Below are 15,892 nucleotides of genomic sequence, written 5' to 3' on the forward strand. Positions count from 1 at the left end.
GCGCCCCGGCCGCGCGGGGCCGGGACGCCTTTACGGTACGTCGGTCAGCCGGCCGCGCTGAGCCGCAGGGTGACCAGTTCGAACGGCCGCAGCGCCAGCCGCACCGCGCCGTCCTCCACCGTCACCTCGCCGCGGGTGCCGTCCCAGGGCCGTTCCAGCAGGTCGCAGGGCACCGCGCCGGCCAGCGGGAAGGAGGTGGTGAGCCGGCCGCGGGCGCGCCCGCCGCCCGCCTCGTAGACCCGGACGACCAGGTCGCCGCTGCGGTCGTCGGCGAGCTTGACCGCGCTGACCACCAGGGCGTCGTCGTCCAGCTCGACCAGCGGCGCGACCCGCTCGGCGGTGCCGGTGACCCGCCGCTCGGGCAGGCCGATCCGGTAGCCCTCGCGGACGGCGTCGGCGATCGCCGCGCCCGGGACGAGCGCGTGCCGGAAGCGGTGCACTCCCTGGTCGGTCTTCGGGTCGGGGAAGCGCGGGGCGCGCAGCAGGGAGAAGCGGACCGTGGTGGTGGTCCCGCCGTCGGCCGGGCGCACGGTGCGGGTGACGTCGTGGCCGTAGGTGGAGGCGGTCACCAGGGCCACGCCCCAGCCGGGCTCCTCCAGGTGGACGAAGCGGTGGTTGCAGGCCTCGAACTTGGCCGCGTCCCAGCTGGTGTTGGTGTGGGTGGGCCGGTAGAGGTGGCCGAACTGGGTCTCGGCGGCGTAGCGCTCGGTGTGGACGTCCAGCGGGAAGGCGGCCTTGAGGAACTTCTCGGTCTCGTGCCAGTCGACCTCGGTGTCGATGTCCAGGCGCTGTTCGCCGGCCCTCAGGGTGAGGACCTGGACGACGGTGGAGGAGCCGAAGGAGCGGGCGATGCGGACGGCGGCCACGTCGTCGGATGCGGAGGCGGTGAGCGAGTCCACGCCGGTCAGGTCGGTGACGGTGTTGCGGTAGAACTGGTCGACGTCCCAGGCGTCCCACATGTTGGGGAAGTCGGGGTGCAGTTGCAGCAGGTTGGCCCGGCTGCCGGGGGCGACGGTCTCGCGGCCGCTGGACAGCTCGACGACCGAGCCGATCAGGCCGTCCGCCTCGACGGTCACCTCCAGCAGGCCGTTGCGCAGGGTGAAGCCGCCCTCGGGCCGCTCGACGACCGTGCAGCCGTCCTCCGCGGGGGCCACCACGGCCGCCCCGCCCGCCGGGACGGCCGAGCGGGCGTGCGGCGCCGCGTTGAACACCAGCTCGCGCCCGCCCGCGGCCTCCCCTGCCAGGGCCTGCTGAGCGCCGCCGATCAGCTCCTCCAGCTCCTGCGCCAGGGCCGCGTACGTCCCCTCCGCCTCGCGGTGCACCCAGGCGATCGAGGAGCCGGGGAGGATGTCGTGGAACTGGTGCAGCAGCACGGTCTTCCAGATCCGGTCCAGCTGCTCGTACGGGTACGCCGCGCCGGTGCGCAACGCGGCGGTGGAGCACCAGAGTTCGGCCTCGCGCAGCAGGTTCTCGCTGCGCCGGTTGCCCTGCTTGGTCCTCGCCTGGCTGGTCAGGGTGGCCCGGTGGAGTTCGAGGTACAGTTCGCCGACCCAGACCGGCGGGTTCGGGTACTCGGCCTCGGCCTTGGCGAAGAACTCGGCGGGCTTCTCCCAGCGGACGGTGGCCGAGCCCTCCAGATTGCGCAGCCGGGCGGCCTTGGCGACCATCTCGCGGGTCGTCCCGCCGCCGCCGTCGCCCCAGCCGGTCGGCGCGATCGAGTGCCGGGCCACCCCCTTGTCCTTGAAGTTCCGTGCCGCGTGGGCGATTTCGCTGCCCTTCATGGAGCAGTTGTAGGTGTCCACGGGCGGGAAGTGGGTGAAGACGCGGGTCCCGTCGATGCCCTCCCAGAGGAAGGTGTGGTGCGGGAACCTGTTGACCTGGCTCCACGAGATCTTCTGGGTCAGCAGCCACTTGGAGCCCGCGTTGCGGATGATCTGGGGCAGGCCGCCGGTGAAGCCGAAGGTGTCCGGCAGCCAGGCCTCGTGGCTCTCGACCCCGAACTCCTCCAGGAAGAACCGCTTGCCGTGCACGAACTGCCGGGCCATCGCCTCCGAGCTCGGCATGTTGGTGTCGGACTCGACCCACATGCCGCCGGCCGGCACAAACCGGCCCTCGGCCACCGCCTTGCGGACCCGCGCGTACACCTCGGGGCGGTGCTCCTTGATCCAGGCGTACTGCTGCGCCTGGGACATGGTGTAGAGGAAGTCCGGCTCGTCCTCCAGCAGGGCGGTCATGTTGGCGGTGGTGCGGGCCACCTTGCGCACCGTCTCGCGCAGCGGCCACAGCCAGGCGGTGTCGATGTGGGCGTGGCCGATCGCACTGATCCGGTGCGCGGACGGCGCGGCGGGCGCGGCCAGTACGGCCGTGAGCTCCGAACGGGCCGCCTCCGCCGTGCCGTTGACGTCCTGGAGGTCGATCGCGTCCAGGGCCCGTTCCACCGCGCGCAGGACCTCCCAGCGGCGGGCGCCGTCCACCGGCAGCTCGGCCATCAGCTCGCCGAGCACCTCCAGGTCCATGGAGAGCTGCCAGACCGTGTCGTCGAAGACCGCGAGGTCCATCCGGGCGAGCCGGTACTGCGGCTGGTCGCCGGCCGTCTCCCTGTCGCCCAACACGGTCGGCAGGAAGGGGTGGTAGTCCAGGATGACCGGGTTGGCGGCGGCTTCGACGTGCAGCAGCACCGGCTCGCCGCCTGTCGCCGGGGCGGCGATCCGCACCCACTGGTTGCGCGGGTTGAGGCCCTTCACCGGGCTGCCGTCCGGGCGGTAGACCAGGCCCTCGCACTGGAAGCCGGGCATGTTGGCGTCGAAGCCGAGGTCGATCAGCGCCTCGACCGTCCGGCCGGCCCAGGCCTCGGGCACGGTGCCGGAGACGGTCAGCCAGCTGGTGCTCCAAGGCGCGCCCCAGGCGTCGCCGACCGCGATGGGGGTGCGCGGCGCGGCCAGGCCCTCGGCGACCGGGACGGGGTCGCCGGGGGCGGTCCAGATGCCGACCTCCAGCGGGACGGACTCGGGGTGGACCGCCGCGAGGATGCGCTCCTCCAGGACGCGCTTGAGGCGGGACTCGACGAGGGTGCGGTCATCGTGCATGTCGGCAGGCTCCGTTGCGTGGCGAGGGACAGCGCTGTCTAGAGAGAACGTACGTCGGAGGGGTGGACCACCTCGGTGATGCCGCGCGCGGCCAGGTGTGCCCGGTCCCCGGCGCGTTCGGCGAGCACGGTGGTCGGGCGGGCCCCGGCCTCGGCGAGGCGCATGAAGGCCTCGTACACCGCCCCGCCGGGGCCGCAGACCGACCGGCGCGGCGAGGTGACCTCGTCCCCGGTGGCGACCACCACGGCGGTGCTGCGCGGCTCGGGCGGCTGCCAGCCTCGGCGGGCCTCGGCGGCGGCCTCGGCGAGCCGGGCACCGGCCGGTTTGACGGCCCGCCCGGTGGTCAACAGGCCGAGGTCGTACTCCAGTTCGGGGAAGTCGGCGAGCGAGCGGTCCACGTCGTGGGAGCACCACCAGGTGACGCCCCAGAGGTCCGGGCAGTCCAGCACGGCCTCGACGGTGGCACCGGTGAAGCGGGCCGCGTCCTCGGCGGTGATGTGCGGGGCGGGTGCGCCGACCTCCTGGAGCCAGACCGGACGGGCCGGGTCGTCGGCCCAGGCCTTGGAGAGCTCGACCAGGTAGGCGGCGTGCTGGGCGGTGGCCGTGGAGCGGGCGCCGTAGCGCTGGGCGGTGCCGTTGAACACCCAGGAGTGCACGGCGGTGGCGGTGCCCAGGCGGGCCGAGTGCCAGGGCGTGAACGGGTGCCCGTCCAGGTACCAGGCCGCGTCGTACGAGGCGTGCAGGTGCAGCCGTCCGGGCGCGCCGCGCTCGCAGGCGGCGAGCATCCGGCGCAGCCAGGCCTCGGCCTCGGCAGGGGTGGCCTCGTCCGGGTCGGGGTGCGGACCGCCGGAGAACTGGTTGACCTCGTTGCCGAGCGTCATGCCGAGGAAGTTCGGGCGCTCGCGCAGTGCTCCGGCGAGGGTGCGCAGGTAGGCGGCCTGGCCGTCGAGGACCGCGGGGTCGGTGAAGATGTTGCGGCGGTGCCAGGTCCGGGTCCAGGACGGCAGGAAGTCGAAGCTGGACAGGTGGCCCTGGAGACCGTCCACCGCGACGTCGAGGCCGCGTTCGCCGGCCGCGTCCACCAGGGCCGTCAGCTGTTCGACGGCGCGCGGGCGGATCAGGGTGCGGTTGGGCTGGAACAGCGGCCAGAGCGGGAAGACCCGGACGTGGTCCAGGCCGAGGGCGGCGATGGAGTCGAGGTCGGCGCGCACGGCGTCGAGGTCGAAGTCGAGCCAGTGGTGGAACCAGCCGGCGCTGGGGGTGTAGTTGACGCCGAAACGCGGAGCTCGGGGAACGGTGGTCACGGGGGCATCCTCGACTGAGCTGGGGCCTGCGGGAGACGGGCTCATCCCTTGACGGCTCCCTCCTCGACGCCCTTGAAGAAGAATCGCTGGCAGACGGCGAACACCACGACGATCGGCAGGAAGGCGATCACGGTGCCGGCCGCGATCAGCCGGGGGTTGGCGGAGAAGGTGCCGTTGAGGTACTGGAGTCCGACGGTGAGGGTGTACTTCTGCGGGTCGTTGAGCACGATCAGCGGCCAGAGGAAGTCGTCCCAGGCGCCGATGAAGGTGAAGATGACGATCACACTGAGCATGCCGCGCACGTTCGGCAGGCCGATGTGCCACAGTCGCTGCCAGACGTTGGCGCCGTCGACCAGCGCGGCCTGGTCCAGTTCGGTGGGCACGGCGGCGAAGGCGGTGCGCATCAGCAGCACGTTGAGCATGGCGATCGCCCCGGGCAGGGCGACGCCGAGCAGACTGTCGGCCAGGCCGAGTGCGCGCACCAGCACGTACTGGGAGACGATGGTGACCTCGCCGGGCAGTACGAGGGTGGCCAGGAACAGTCCAAGGAGCAGCCTGGCGCCGCGGAAGCGCAGCCGGGCCAGGGCGAACCCGGCCAGGGTGCAGCCGACCACGTTGCCGGTGATGCAGACGGCGGCGACGATCACCGAGTTGAGGGCGTAGGTCCACACCGGGATGGTGTCGGCGACCTGGCCGTAGTTGCCGGTGGTGGGCTGGTCGGGCAGGAAGCTCGGGGTGCGGGAGTAGACGTCCTCCCCCGCGCCCTTGAGGGAGGTGGACAGCTGCCACAGGAAGGGGCCGATCACCAGGAGCAGGACGAGCAGGAGCAGCAGGTAGCGGGCCGCGGTCCGGGCGGGGGAGGGGGTGTCGAAGCCGCGCGCCGGCTTCGTGCGGACGGGCGCGGTGCGGACGGTGGTTCCGGGTTCGCGGACGGTGGTCACGGGTCAGGCCGCCTTCCGGTTCAGCCGCAGCAGTAACAGCATCGGGCCGAGGGTGATGACGAACAGCATCAGGCTGAGCGCGGAGGCGTAACCCAGGTGGCCGTTGAAGCCGCGGCTGTACATCTGGATCAGCATCACCACCGACATGTCGCGGCCGCCGGGGCCGCCCAGGCCGTTGGAGAGCACGTACAGCTCGGAGAAGACGCGCAGCGAGCTCACCGAGACGAGGGCGGAGATCAGCACCATGGTCGGGCGCACCCCCGGCAGGGTGACGTGCCAGAAGCGGCCCAGCGGGCTCGCGCCGTCCACGGCCGCCGCCTCGTGCAGTTCGCGCGGGACGTTGGCGAGGGCGGAGAGGTAGATGACCATGTAGTAGCCCAGGCCCTTCCAGACGGTCAGGGCGATCGCGCTGAACAGCAGCAGCCAGCGGTCGGTGAGGAAGGGGACCGGGGAGTGGGCGAGGCCGCTCTGCCGGAGCAGGCCGTTGACCAGGCCCCGGTCGTCCAGCACCCAGCCCCAGATCAGCGCCACCACGACGGCGGAGGCGATCACCGGGGTGTAGAAGGCGGTGCGGAAGAAGGTGATGCCGGGGATGGGGCGCTGGACGAGCAGGGCGAGCAGCAGGGGGAGGACCGTGAGGAGGGGGAGGCAGACCAGCATGAAGACGATGCTGTTGAGCAGGGCGTCGGCGAGCTGGGCGTCGTCGAACAGCCGGCCGTAGTTCTCCAGGCCGGTGAACCGGCCGCCGCCGATCGGCTTGGCGTTGGTGAAGGAGAGGATCACCGTGTTGACGGCCGGCCAGAGGTTGAGGACGGCCAGCCAGACCATTGCGGGGCCGGCGAGCAGCCACGGGGTGAACCAGCGCCGGTGGGTCATGCTGTCGCCTTCCTGGGGCGGGGCCTTCCGGGGGCCGGGAGTGCGGGGCGTTCCGGGGCCCGTGGTACGGGGCCGCCCGGGGTTGCGGGCCGTAGTACGGGGCCGCCCCGGATCACGGGGGTGCGGGGCGTTCCCGGGGGCGGCGGGCGTGGGGGAGGCCCGCCGCGTCGCCGGTCGGGGCTCCGGGCGTGGTGGGGGTCAGCCCTTGAGCAGCTTGTCGCACTGCTCGACGGCGGTGTCCAGGGCCTGCTTGGAGCTGGTCCGGCCGCTGATGGCGAGGGCGAACTGCTGTTTGACGACGGTGCCCATCGCGTCGTCCACCTCGACCGGCTGGATCAGCCTGGCCTTGGCCAGCGAGGCGAAGGCGATCACCTTGGCGTCGCCCGCGTTGGTGCCGTCGCTCCTGCTGAAGAACGGGTCGTCGGCGGAGGCCTTGGTGGACGGGAAGACGCTGGTCAGGTGGGCGAAGGCGGCCTGGTTCTCGGGGCTGGTGACCCAGCGGGCGAGGGCGACCGCGGCGGCCGGGTTCTTGGTGTTCCTGGGGATGGACAGTCCCTGGACGTACAGCGGCGGGGTGCCCATCGCGGGGGAGGCGACGACCTTCGGCGCGAGGGTCGGGTTGTCGGTGGCGAGGCTGGTGATGTAGTTGCCGCCGCCGGTGGTCCAGGCCACGGTGCCGGAGCTGAAGAGCTTGGAGTTGCCGGCGTAGGTGTCGGTGAGGACCCCGTTCGGCATCAGGCCCTCCTTGAAGGCGTCGCGGTACTTGTCGAGCAGCGCGGCGGCCTCGGGGGTGTTGAAGGTGAAGGACTTGCCGTCGTCGGCCATGATCTTCACGCCGATGTCGTAGAGGTCGCCGAGGCCCGGCTTGCGGCTCATCAGGTAGTCCTGGCCGCCGGACTTCTCCTTCATCACCCGGGCCTGGGCGATGAGTTCGTCCAGGGTGGTCGGGGGCTTCTTCGGGTCCAGGCCGTCCTTCGTGAGGAGCTCCGAACTCCAGTAGTCGACGTCGGTGTTGAGATACCAGGGGTAGCCGAAGGTGCCCTGGTAGCCGTTGTAGCGGTAGGCCTCCACGCCGCCGGCCACGTACTCGTCGGCGAGCTTGGGGTCGGCCTTGGCGACGTCCAGCAGGACGTCCTTCCTGGCGAGCGGGAAGGCGAAGTCCGGCGGGAGGTTGACCACGTCGGGCAGGGTGCCGGAGGCGGCCTGGCTGAGCACCTTGTCGGAGTAGCCCTCGCCGGGCTGGTCCAGCCAGTCGACCTCGAGGCCGGGGTACCTCTTCTTGAAACCGTCGATCACGCCCTGCATGTAGTCGGTGAACTTCGGCTTGAGCGCCCAGGTCTGGATCGAGACCTTGCCCTTGACCTCGCCGGCGGCGGCCGCACTCGCCACGCCGTCGCTGCTCTTGCTGTCTCCGGAGCCGAGTCCGCAGCCGGTGAGGGCCGCGGCGGTGAGGGCCGTCGTCGTCAGTGCCGCCCAGATTCTTCGCATGAGTGTCTCCCGGTCCTGGGGGTGGGTGGGGGATCGCGCCGAGCTCGGGGGTGGGTGGGTTCTTCGGTCGGGTCGTGTTTCGGAAACGACGTACTAAACCGGTCTAGCTCTGGCAGGGACTATGCTCCGGCCTAAACTTGGCTGTCAAGAGAAGGAGTCGGGTCCCGTGGGCAGACCGACGATCGCCGACATCGCGCGCCGGGCCGGCGTCTCCAAGGGCGCGGTCTCCTTCGCGCTCAACGGCCGACCGGGCGTCAGCGAGGCGACCAGGGACCGGATCCTGCGGGTCGCCGAGGAGATGAACTGGCGGCCCCACCATGCCGCGCGCGCCCTCGGCGGGGCCCGGTCCGACGCCGTCGGCCTGGTGATCGCCCGCCCCGCCCGCACCATCGGCGTCGAACCCTTCTTCAGCCACCTCCTCTCCGGGCTGCAGGCGGTGCTCTCGGCCAGCTCGGTCGCGCTGCACCTGATGGTCGTCGAGGACACCGCCGCCGAGATCGAGGTCTACCGGCGCTGGGCCTCCGAGCACCGGGTCGACGGCTTCGTGGTGGTGGACCTCCAGGTCAGGGACCCGCGGCTGCCGGTGCTGGACGAACTCGGGCTGCCCGCCGTCGTCCTCGGCGGGCCCGGCAAGGGCGGCAACCAGCTGCGGATCTGGGCCGACGACCGGGAGGCGATGCTCTCCATCGTCGACTACCTGGCCGCCATCGGGCACCGCCGGATCGCCCACCTCGCCGGGCTGCCGCACTTCCAGCACACCCAGCGGCGGATCCGCGCGCTGCGCGACGCCTCGCGCCGGCTCGGGCTGGAGGAGGCGGTGTCGGTGCCCACCGACTTCAGCGACGCCGAGGGTGCGGCGGCCACCCGTGCGCTGCTCTCCCGGTCCGGGCGGCCCACCGCGATCGTCTACGACAGCGACGTGATGGCTGTCGCCGGACTCGGCGTCGCGGGGGAGATGGGCGTCGCCGTGCCCGGGGAGCTGTCCATCGTCTCCTTCGACGACTCGGTGCTCGCCCGGATCGTCCACCCACCGCTGACCGCGCTCAGCCGGGACACCTTCGCGCTCGGCGAGCAGGTCGCGCGCAGCCTGCTGGAGGTGGTGGACGGCACCGGGCCCGGGCGGGACCTGCAGATGCCCACACCCCGGCTGACCGTACGGGAGTCCACCTCGCCGCCGTCACCGGTGGGTGTGGTCGCTGCGCGATTCGTTGACACGGGTTCTGAACCGGTTTAGCCTCGCTGCGCCGAGGAGGTCCGGCCTGCGCACCGCTGGCTGTCATGTCCGCCGCACTCCCCTCGATGAGCACCGCCGCGCCCGCATGCACCCGGGCCTGCCGCTGCCGGTGGGCCCGGCCCCACCCACTCCGCTCGATCGGAGCCACCGCATGTCCAGACGTCTCCCCCTGCTGCTCAGTGCCGCGCTCGCGACTGCCGCCCTGGGCGTCGTACCGGCTGCCCAGGCCGACCCCGCCACCGCCCTCGCCGACCCCGCCCCCGCCGTTCCGGCCCGGCCGGTCGCGGCCGCCTCCGGGAACCAGCCCTACGCCTCGTACTGGTACCCCAGCACCATCCTCAACTGGGACCCGGCCACCGATCGGGACGCCCGGTTCAACCGCTCCCGCGTCCCGCTCCAGCCGCGCACCAGCGACCCGGCCCTGGCCGCGAACCCCAACGCCCGTGCGGGCGAGGGGAAGATCGCCTCGCTGGTGTCCTTCGCCCCCACCTCCAACAACCCCTCCCAGGGCTCCGCCGACCCCGACTACTACGCCTTCGGCTACTGGCAGTACGTCGACAAGCTGGTGTTCTGGGGCGGCTCCGCCGGTGAGGGCCTGATCCTCGCGCCGAACCCGACCGTGACCGACGCCGCCCACCGCAACGGCGTCAAGGTCTACGGCACCGTCTTCTTCCCGCCCGCGGCCTACGGTGGCCGGCTCCAGTGGGTGCGCGACTTCGTCCGGAAGTCCGGTGACCACTACCCCGTCGCGGACAAGCTGGTGCAGGCGGCCCGGTACTACGGCTTCGACGGCTGGTTCGTCAACCAGGAGACGGGCGGCGGCGATTCGGGCCTCGCGACCGAGGTGCGCAACCTGGTGCAGTACACCGAGGCGAAGAGCGGCACCGAGTTCATGTGGTACGACGCGATGACCACCTCGGGCGCCGTCGACTGGCAGGACGCCCTCACCTCCGCCAACTCGCCCTTCCTCCAGGACGGTCCGAAGCGCACCTCGGACTCGATGTTCCTCAACTTCGGCTGGACGTCCGACGGCCTGGACTCCTCCCGCACCCTGGCCCGTCAACTGGGCCGCAGCGAGTACGACCTGTACTCCGGCATCGACACCGAGGCGAACGGCTACAACACCTCCGTCGACTGGAACACCCTCTTCCCGGCCGGGCAGCCGCACACCACCTCGCTCGGCCTCTACCGCCCCGAGTGGACCTGGAAGTCCGCCACCGACCGTGCCGACTTCTACGCCAAGGACGCCCGCTACTGGGTCGGCGCCTCCGGCGATCCGTCGAACACCGTCCTCTCCAGCGGCTGGCCGGGTCTGGCGGGCTACGTCGCCGAGTCCTCGCCGATCACCACCAAGCCCTTCGTCACCAACTTCGACACCGGCCAGGGCGACTTCTACAACGCGGCCGGGAACCGGGTCGCCACCGGCGGTTGGAACAACCTCTCGCTGCAGGACGTCCCGCCGACCTACCGCTGGGTGGTCAGCTCCGGCGGCAGCAGGCTCCGTCCGTCGATCGACTTCACCGACTCCTACCAGGGCGGTTCCTCACTGCGGCTGAGCGGCACCCTGGACTCGACCAACACCGTGCGGCTCTACCAGACCAGCCTGCCGGTCGCCGCCGACACCGGACTCGACCTCGTGGTGAAGAGCCCGGCCGCCGGCCCGACCAGGCTCAAGGCGGCGGTCTCCTTCACCGACACCCCGGGCAGCTTCACCACCGTGGACGTCGGGAGCAACACCGGGACGGGCTGGGAGCGGCACACGCTGGACCTCTCCCGCTACGCGGGCCGGACCATCTCCCAGCTGGCGCTGCAGGTGGACGGCTCCTCCGGACCGGACGCGGCGTACGATCTGCGCGTCGGCCAGGTCGCCCTCCACGACGGCTCGGTGGAGAAGCCGGCGGCACCGAGCGGCGTGACCGTCCTCGGCGCGAGCGACGTGACCGCGGGTGCCAGCCAGTCGCTGCGGCTCTCCTGGACGGCCGCGCCCGGCGGAAACGTCCACCACTACGAGGTGTACCGGCGCAACGCGGACGGCAGCCGCACCTTCCTGGGGGCCACCCCCAACGACGCCTACTTCCTCGGGCGGCTCGACCGGGCCGGCGGGGAGGCCGGTACGACGCTGGACGTCGAGGCGGTGTCCACCACCTACGGGCACTCCGACGTCGCCTCCACGGTGGTGGGCTGGAACGGGACGCCGCCCTCGACCTCGACCGACCTGGCCCTGAACCGCCCGGCCACCGCCTCCGGCCGGTGCAACGCCGACGAGGGCCCGGCCAAGGCCGTCAACGGCAGCGTCGGCGGCGGGACCGGTGACAAGTGGTGCACGCTCACCTCCGCCAAGTGGCTGGAGGTGGACCTCGGTTCGGGGAAGAAGCTGGACAGGTTCGTGGTCAAGCACGCCCAGGCGGGCGGCGAGAGCGCCTCCTACAACACCCGGGACTTCTCCATCCAGGTCCGCTCGAAGACCACCGACCCGTGGACGACGGTCGCCACCGTGACCGGCAACACCGCGGGCACCACCACCCATCCGGTGAACACCACCGCCCGCTACGTCCGGCTGGTGGTCACCAGACCCACCCAGAGCACCGACCCGGCCGCCCGCATCTACGAGTTCGAGGCCTGGGGCCAGTAGGGCCTCGAACGCCTTCGAACGCCCTCGCAGGGTTCCGTCAGGAAAGGACCAACCGCCGTGCCGGTCACCATCACCGCCGTCGAGAGCACCGACCTGTTCACCGGCCCCGAGGACGCCCCGCGCCAGCTGCTGCGGGTGACGATCGAGGGACCGGACGCCCGGATCACCGTCAGCGGTCCGGGCGTTCGCGGCGAGGCGACCGGCACGGGGCTGGTCGAAGTGCCCCTGGAGATCACCGGGGCCTCCCCGGGCGACCGGCTCCCCGTGACGGTACGGACGTCGTCCAGCGAGCTGCCGGGCGTCGTGGAGGTCGCCGAGCCGGGCTGGACGATGTTCCTGGTCTCCCACTTCCACTACGACCCGGTGTGGTGGAACACCCAGGCCGCCTACACCTCCTCCTGGGAACTGCTCTCCGCCGACGCCACCACCCGGCCGCCCTGGGAACGCAACGGCTTCGCCCTGGTGGACGCGCACCTCGACCTCGCCCTGCGGGACCCGGTGTACAGGTTCGTGCTCGCCGAGGTCGACTACCTGAAGCCGTACTTCGACCAGCACCCGGAACGCCGCGAGACCCTGCGCCTGCTGCTGGAGCGCGGACAGGTCGAACTCGTCGGCGGCACCTACAACGAGCCCAACACCAACCTCACCGGCGCCGAGACGACCATCCGCAACATCGTCTACGGCATCGGCTACCAGCGTGACATCCTCGGCGGCGATCCCCGGACCGCCTGGCAGCTGGACGTGTTCGGGCACGACCCGCAGTTCCCCGGCCACCTCGCCGCGGCCGGCCTCACCGGCAGCGCCTGGGCCCGCGGGCCGTTCCACCAGTGGGGGCCGGTCCAGAAGAACTTCCGCGAGGGCAAGGACGACGCCCGGGTGATGCAGTTCCCGAGCGAGTTCGAGTGGATCGCGCCCGGAGGGGAGGGCGTACTCACCCACTACATGCCCCACCACTACTCGGCCGGCTGGTGGATGGACTCCTCCCCGGACCTCGCCGGCGCCGAGCGGGCCGTGTACGAGCTGTACCGCAAGCTCAAGCCGGTCGGGGCGACGAAGAACCTGCTGCTGCCGGTGGGGACGGACTGCACCCCGCCGAACAGGTGGGTCACCGAGATCCATCGTTCCTGGGGCGCCAAGTACCTGTGGCCGCGCTTCGTCTGCGCCACCCCGCGCGACTTCCTGGACGCCGTACGCGCCGAACTCGACGCCACCGGGCGCCGGCCCAGTCCGCAGACCCGCGACATGAACCCGGTGTACACCGGCAAGGACGTCTCGTACATCGACACCAAGCAGGCCCAACGGGCGGCCGAGACTGCGGCGGTGGACGCGGAGAAGCTCGCCACGCTCGCCGTCGTGAACGGACTCGGGCGGTACCCGGCGGGGGCGCTGGACAAGGTGTGGCGCCAACTCGCCTACGGCGCCCACCACGACGCGATCACCGGCTCGGAGTCGGACCAGGTGTACCTGGACCTGCTCGGCGGCTGGCGGGAGGCGTACGACCTCGCCTCGGCCGTCCGCGACACGGCGCTGGACGCGCTGACGGCGCGGATCTCGACGCTGGGGCTCGGGTCGGCGGTGGGCCAGGGGTCCACGGTGGGTCTCGGGGCAGCGGTGGTGGTGACCAACACGCTGTCCTTCGAGCGGACGGACCTGGTGGCCGTCGAACTCCCCGACGGGGCGCGGTCGGTGCGGGTGCTGGACGAGGCGGGAGCGCCCGTGCCGAGCGTGGTCGACCGGGGCACGCTGCGCTTCCTCGCCGAGGACGTCCCCGCGCTCGGCTGGCGCACCTGGCGGCTGGCGGAAGGCGACGCCGATCCGGCGTGGACGGCCGCCGAAGGGGCCGTGATCGCCGGCGAACGGTACCGGGTGACCGCCGACCCGGCCCGCGGTGGCGGGCTCGGTTCGGTGTACGACCTGCTGCACGAACGGGAGTTGATCCAGGAGGGGCGTCTCGGCAACGAGCTGCGGGTGTACGAGGAGTACCCGCAGCACCCCGACTTCGGCGAGGGCCCCTGGCACCTGGTGCCGAGCGGCCCGGTGCTCGGCTCGGGCTCCACACCTGCGGACGTACGTCGGGAGACCGGACCGCTCGGCGAGCGGCTGGTGATCGAGGGCACGGTCGACGGCATCCGCTACGAGCAGACGGTCACGCTGTGGCGCGGCCTGGACCGGGTGGACTGCCGGACCCGGGTCGTCGACCACTCCGGCGCCGACCGGCTGCTGCGGCTGCGCTTCCCGGTCGACGTGCCCGGCGGACTGCCGGTCAGCGAGGTCGGCGGAGCCGTCATCGGGCGCGGCTTCGCGATGCCGGACGTCGACTCGGCGGAGGCGCCCTGGACGCTGGACAACCCGGCCAACACCTGGTTCGGCCTGGGCGCCACCGCCCGGGCCGTGCTCACCGACGCGGCGGGCGGGGTGACCGGCTCCCGGGCGCTGGGCGTGGCCGAGGTCGTCGTGCCCTCCCTGGACGATTCGGCCGGCGCCCGCCCGCTGGTGGTCGCCCTCGCGCGCGTCGGGGTGACCGCCACCACCTCGGGGGCGGACTGGGCGCGGTACGGCTGGCTCGACGTGGACTCCAACCTGCCGGACTTCCGGATCGTCGTCGGCGGACCGGAAGTCAACGAGGCGGCGAGGGAGTTGATCGATGGGTCGGGGGAGGAGTACGCGGCCGCCCTGAAGGCGCACGGAGCGGTGTGGGTGCCGGCCCTGACGCCGCTCGCCGAGGTGTGGCGGCCGGGCGCCGATCTGCGCGACCTGCGCGCCCTGCCCGCGCTGGTCGTCACCGATCTTCCGGCCCTGGTGGACGACCTCGCGGACGCCCGCCTCACCGCCGTCTGCCCTGCCCCGGTCCAGGACCGACTCGCCGACCACACCGTGGCGTTGCTCGGCTTCGGCCTGCCCGGCTTCGCGGTGGACGCCACCGGCGCGCTGCACCTGTCACTGATGCGCTCCTGCACCGGCTGGCCGTCCGGAGTCTGGATCGACCCGCCCCGGCGCACCCTGCCGGACGGGGCTTCCTTCCAACTCCAGCGCTGGACACACGAGTTCAGCTACGCACTGGTCGGCGGCGACGGCGACTGGCGGGCGCAGGCCCTGCCCGCCCGGGGCCAGGAGTTCAACCACCCGCTGTACGCGCGGGTGGTGGAGGCCCAGGACGGGCCGCTGCCGCCCGCGCTGTCCTGGCTGCGGGTCGAACCGCAGCGCGAGGTGCTGCTGGGCGCGCTGAAACCGGCCGGGAACCCGATCGCCCACGGCTCGGCGGCGGGCGGGGGCGGCGACCTCACCGTCCGACTGGTCGAGTCCACGGGTCTCGGGCGGACGGCCGAGCTCGGCGGCGCGCTCGGGCTGGACCGGGTACGGCCCGCCGACCTGCTGGAACGCCCGCTCGGGGAGCCGGCCGAGCGCCTGGAGCTGGCAGGTTCGCAGATCGCCACCCTGCTCGCGACTCCCGCGGTTCCCGGGCCGGCCGTTCCCGTCGACGGCCCCGTGCTCGGCCCGGTCGCCGAACCCGCCCAGCCCGTCCACGCCCGCTACTGGCTGCACAACCGGGGCCCGGCCCCGCTCGGCTACCTGCCCGTGTCGGTCGGCGCCTCGCCGGGCCTGCTGCGGACGGCGGGGGAGGCGGTGACCTTCTCGGTCGCCCTCTCCTCGCAGCTCCGCGATGCCGCCGTCGAGGGCACGGCCGTCGTCCTGCCGCCCGAGGGCTGGACGACCGGCCTCGGCAGCCGGCCGTACCGCCTGGAACCCGGTGGCCACCTGCGCTTCCCGGTCACGCTCACTCCGCCCAAGGACGCCGAAGGCGGGCTGCACTTCGCCGCCGTCCGGATCGAGCACGGCGGCCAGCAGATCGAGGACGTGGTCACGATCGCGGTCGGCGACCTGCCCGAGCTGATGCCCGCCCCCGGGGACGCCCCGGAGGACTGGACGGCGGCCCAGGGCACCAAGGCCGTGACCGCCCGGGACACCGGCCTCTCCGTGGACGTCTCCGCCGAGTCCCTGCACCTGGCCCCCGGCGGCCGCACCACCTTCGGCCTCACCCTCACCAACCGGACGCGTGGCGAGATCCGGGGCGAGCTCCAGGTGGTCTCCCCGTGGGGCACCTGGGAGGCGATCGCCGACCCGGTGCGCGGTTTCACCGTCCCGGCCGGCTCCTCCGTGACCGTCGACTTCGCGGTCGCCGCCCCCGAGTCCACCGACCCGGGCACCTACTGGGCGCTGGCCAAGGTGATGTGGTTCGGTCGCTGCCAGTACGCCCCGACCGTCGCCCTGGTGGTGGAGGCATGACTCCCGGTCCGCTCGACGGGCGTCCCCCTCCTGACGCCGGAATCGGT

Annotated in this window: 8 protein-coding genes; 3 read left to right on the forward strand and 5 right to left on the reverse strand. The window is 72.5% G+C overall.

The genetic code is table 11. From position 1 onward, the window contains the following. Positions 1-44 precede the first annotated feature (44 nt). From ACFV1W_RS22240 to ACFV1W_RS22260, 5 genes are all read right to left on the reverse strand, one after another. A complete protein-coding gene (locus ACFV1W_RS22240) occupies positions 45-3,086 on the reverse strand; it encodes an alpha-mannosidase (protein ID WP_380418943.1) in 3,042 nt (1,013 codons plus the stop codon). Positions 3,087-3,124: 38 nt separating this feature from the next. After that, positions 3,125-4,435 (reverse strand): glycosyl hydrolase, encoded by a 1,311-nt coding sequence (locus tag ACFV1W_RS22245; RefSeq protein ID WP_380418944.1) that lies wholly within the window; start codon positions 4,433-4,435, stop codon positions 3,125-3,127. Beyond that, complete coding sequence (locus ACFV1W_RS22250; RefSeq protein WP_380418945.1) at positions 4,432-5,331, reverse strand: carbohydrate ABC transporter permease; 900 nt, start codon at positions 5,329-5,331, stop codon at positions 4,432-4,434. The genes ACFV1W_RS22245 and ACFV1W_RS22250 overlap by 4 nt, the downstream gene beginning before the upstream one ends. Positions 5,332-5,334: 3 nt before the next feature. Then, positions 5,335-6,207, reverse strand: coding sequence for a carbohydrate ABC transporter permease (locus ACFV1W_RS22255; RefSeq protein ID WP_380418946.1), 873 nt, complete (start codon positions 6,205-6,207; stop codon positions 5,335-5,337). Between the two features lie 198 nt (positions 6,208-6,405). Then, entirely contained in the window at positions 6,406-7,695 is a 1,290-nt protein-coding gene (locus tag ACFV1W_RS22260; RefSeq protein WP_380418947.1) for an ABC transporter substrate-binding protein, read from the reverse strand. 166 nt (positions 7,696-7,861) lie between these two features. Between ACFV1W_RS22260 and ACFV1W_RS22265 the strand changes: the two genes are divergently transcribed. The 3 genes from ACFV1W_RS22265 to ACFV1W_RS22275 all read left to right on the forward strand — a co-directional run bounded on the left by ACFV1W_RS22265 (position 7,862) and on the right by ACFV1W_RS22275 (position 15,845). Continuing rightward, positions 7,862-8,929 carry a LacI family DNA-binding transcriptional regulator gene (locus ACFV1W_RS22265; protein WP_380418948.1) on the forward strand — a complete coding sequence of 356 codons (1,068 nt, stop codon included), beginning with the start codon at positions 7,862-7,864 and terminating at the stop codon, positions 8,927-8,929. Between the two features lie 151 nt (positions 8,930-9,080). Further along, positions 9,081-11,561, forward strand: a complete 2,481-nt coding sequence (locus tag ACFV1W_RS22270) for a discoidin domain-containing protein (RefSeq protein ID WP_380418949.1) — start codon at positions 9,081-9,083, stop codon at positions 11,559-11,561. A 57-nt stretch (positions 11,562-11,618) separates the two neighbouring features. Continuing rightward, positions 11,619-15,845, forward strand: a complete 4,227-nt coding sequence (locus ACFV1W_RS22275; RefSeq protein ID WP_380418950.1) for an NEW3 domain-containing protein — start codon at positions 11,619-11,621, stop codon at positions 15,843-15,845. Positions 15,846-15,892 lie beyond the last annotated feature (47 nt).

Origin of the sequence: Kitasatospora sp. NPDC059648 (assembly GCF_042734825.1) — a bacterium.
In the GTDB taxonomy this organism is placed as follows: domain Bacteria; phylum Actinomycetota; class Actinomycetes; order Streptomycetales; family Streptomycetaceae; genus Kitasatospora.

Excerpts from the sequence above, each read along its gene's own strand:
- ACFV1W_RS22240 (WP_380418943.1), bottom strand. The coding sequence starts at position 3,086 with ATGCACGATGACCGCACCCTCGTCGAGTCCCGCCTCAAGCGCGTCCTG.
- ACFV1W_RS22245 (WP_380418944.1), bottom strand. The coding sequence starts at position 4,435 with ATGAGCCCGTCTCCCGCAGGCCCCAGCTCAGTCGAGGATGCCCCCGTG.
- ACFV1W_RS22255 (WP_380418946.1), bottom strand. The coding sequence starts at position 6,207 with ATGACCCACCGGCGCTGGTTCACCCCGTGGCTGCTCGCCGGCCCCGCA.
- ACFV1W_RS22260 (WP_380418947.1), bottom strand. The coding sequence starts at position 7,695 with ATGCGAAGAATCTGGGCGGCACTGACGACGACGGCCCTCACCGCCGCG.
- ACFV1W_RS22270 (WP_380418949.1), top strand. The coding sequence starts at position 9,081 with ATGTCCAGACGTCTCCCCCTGCTGCTCAGTGCCGCGCTCGCGACTGCC.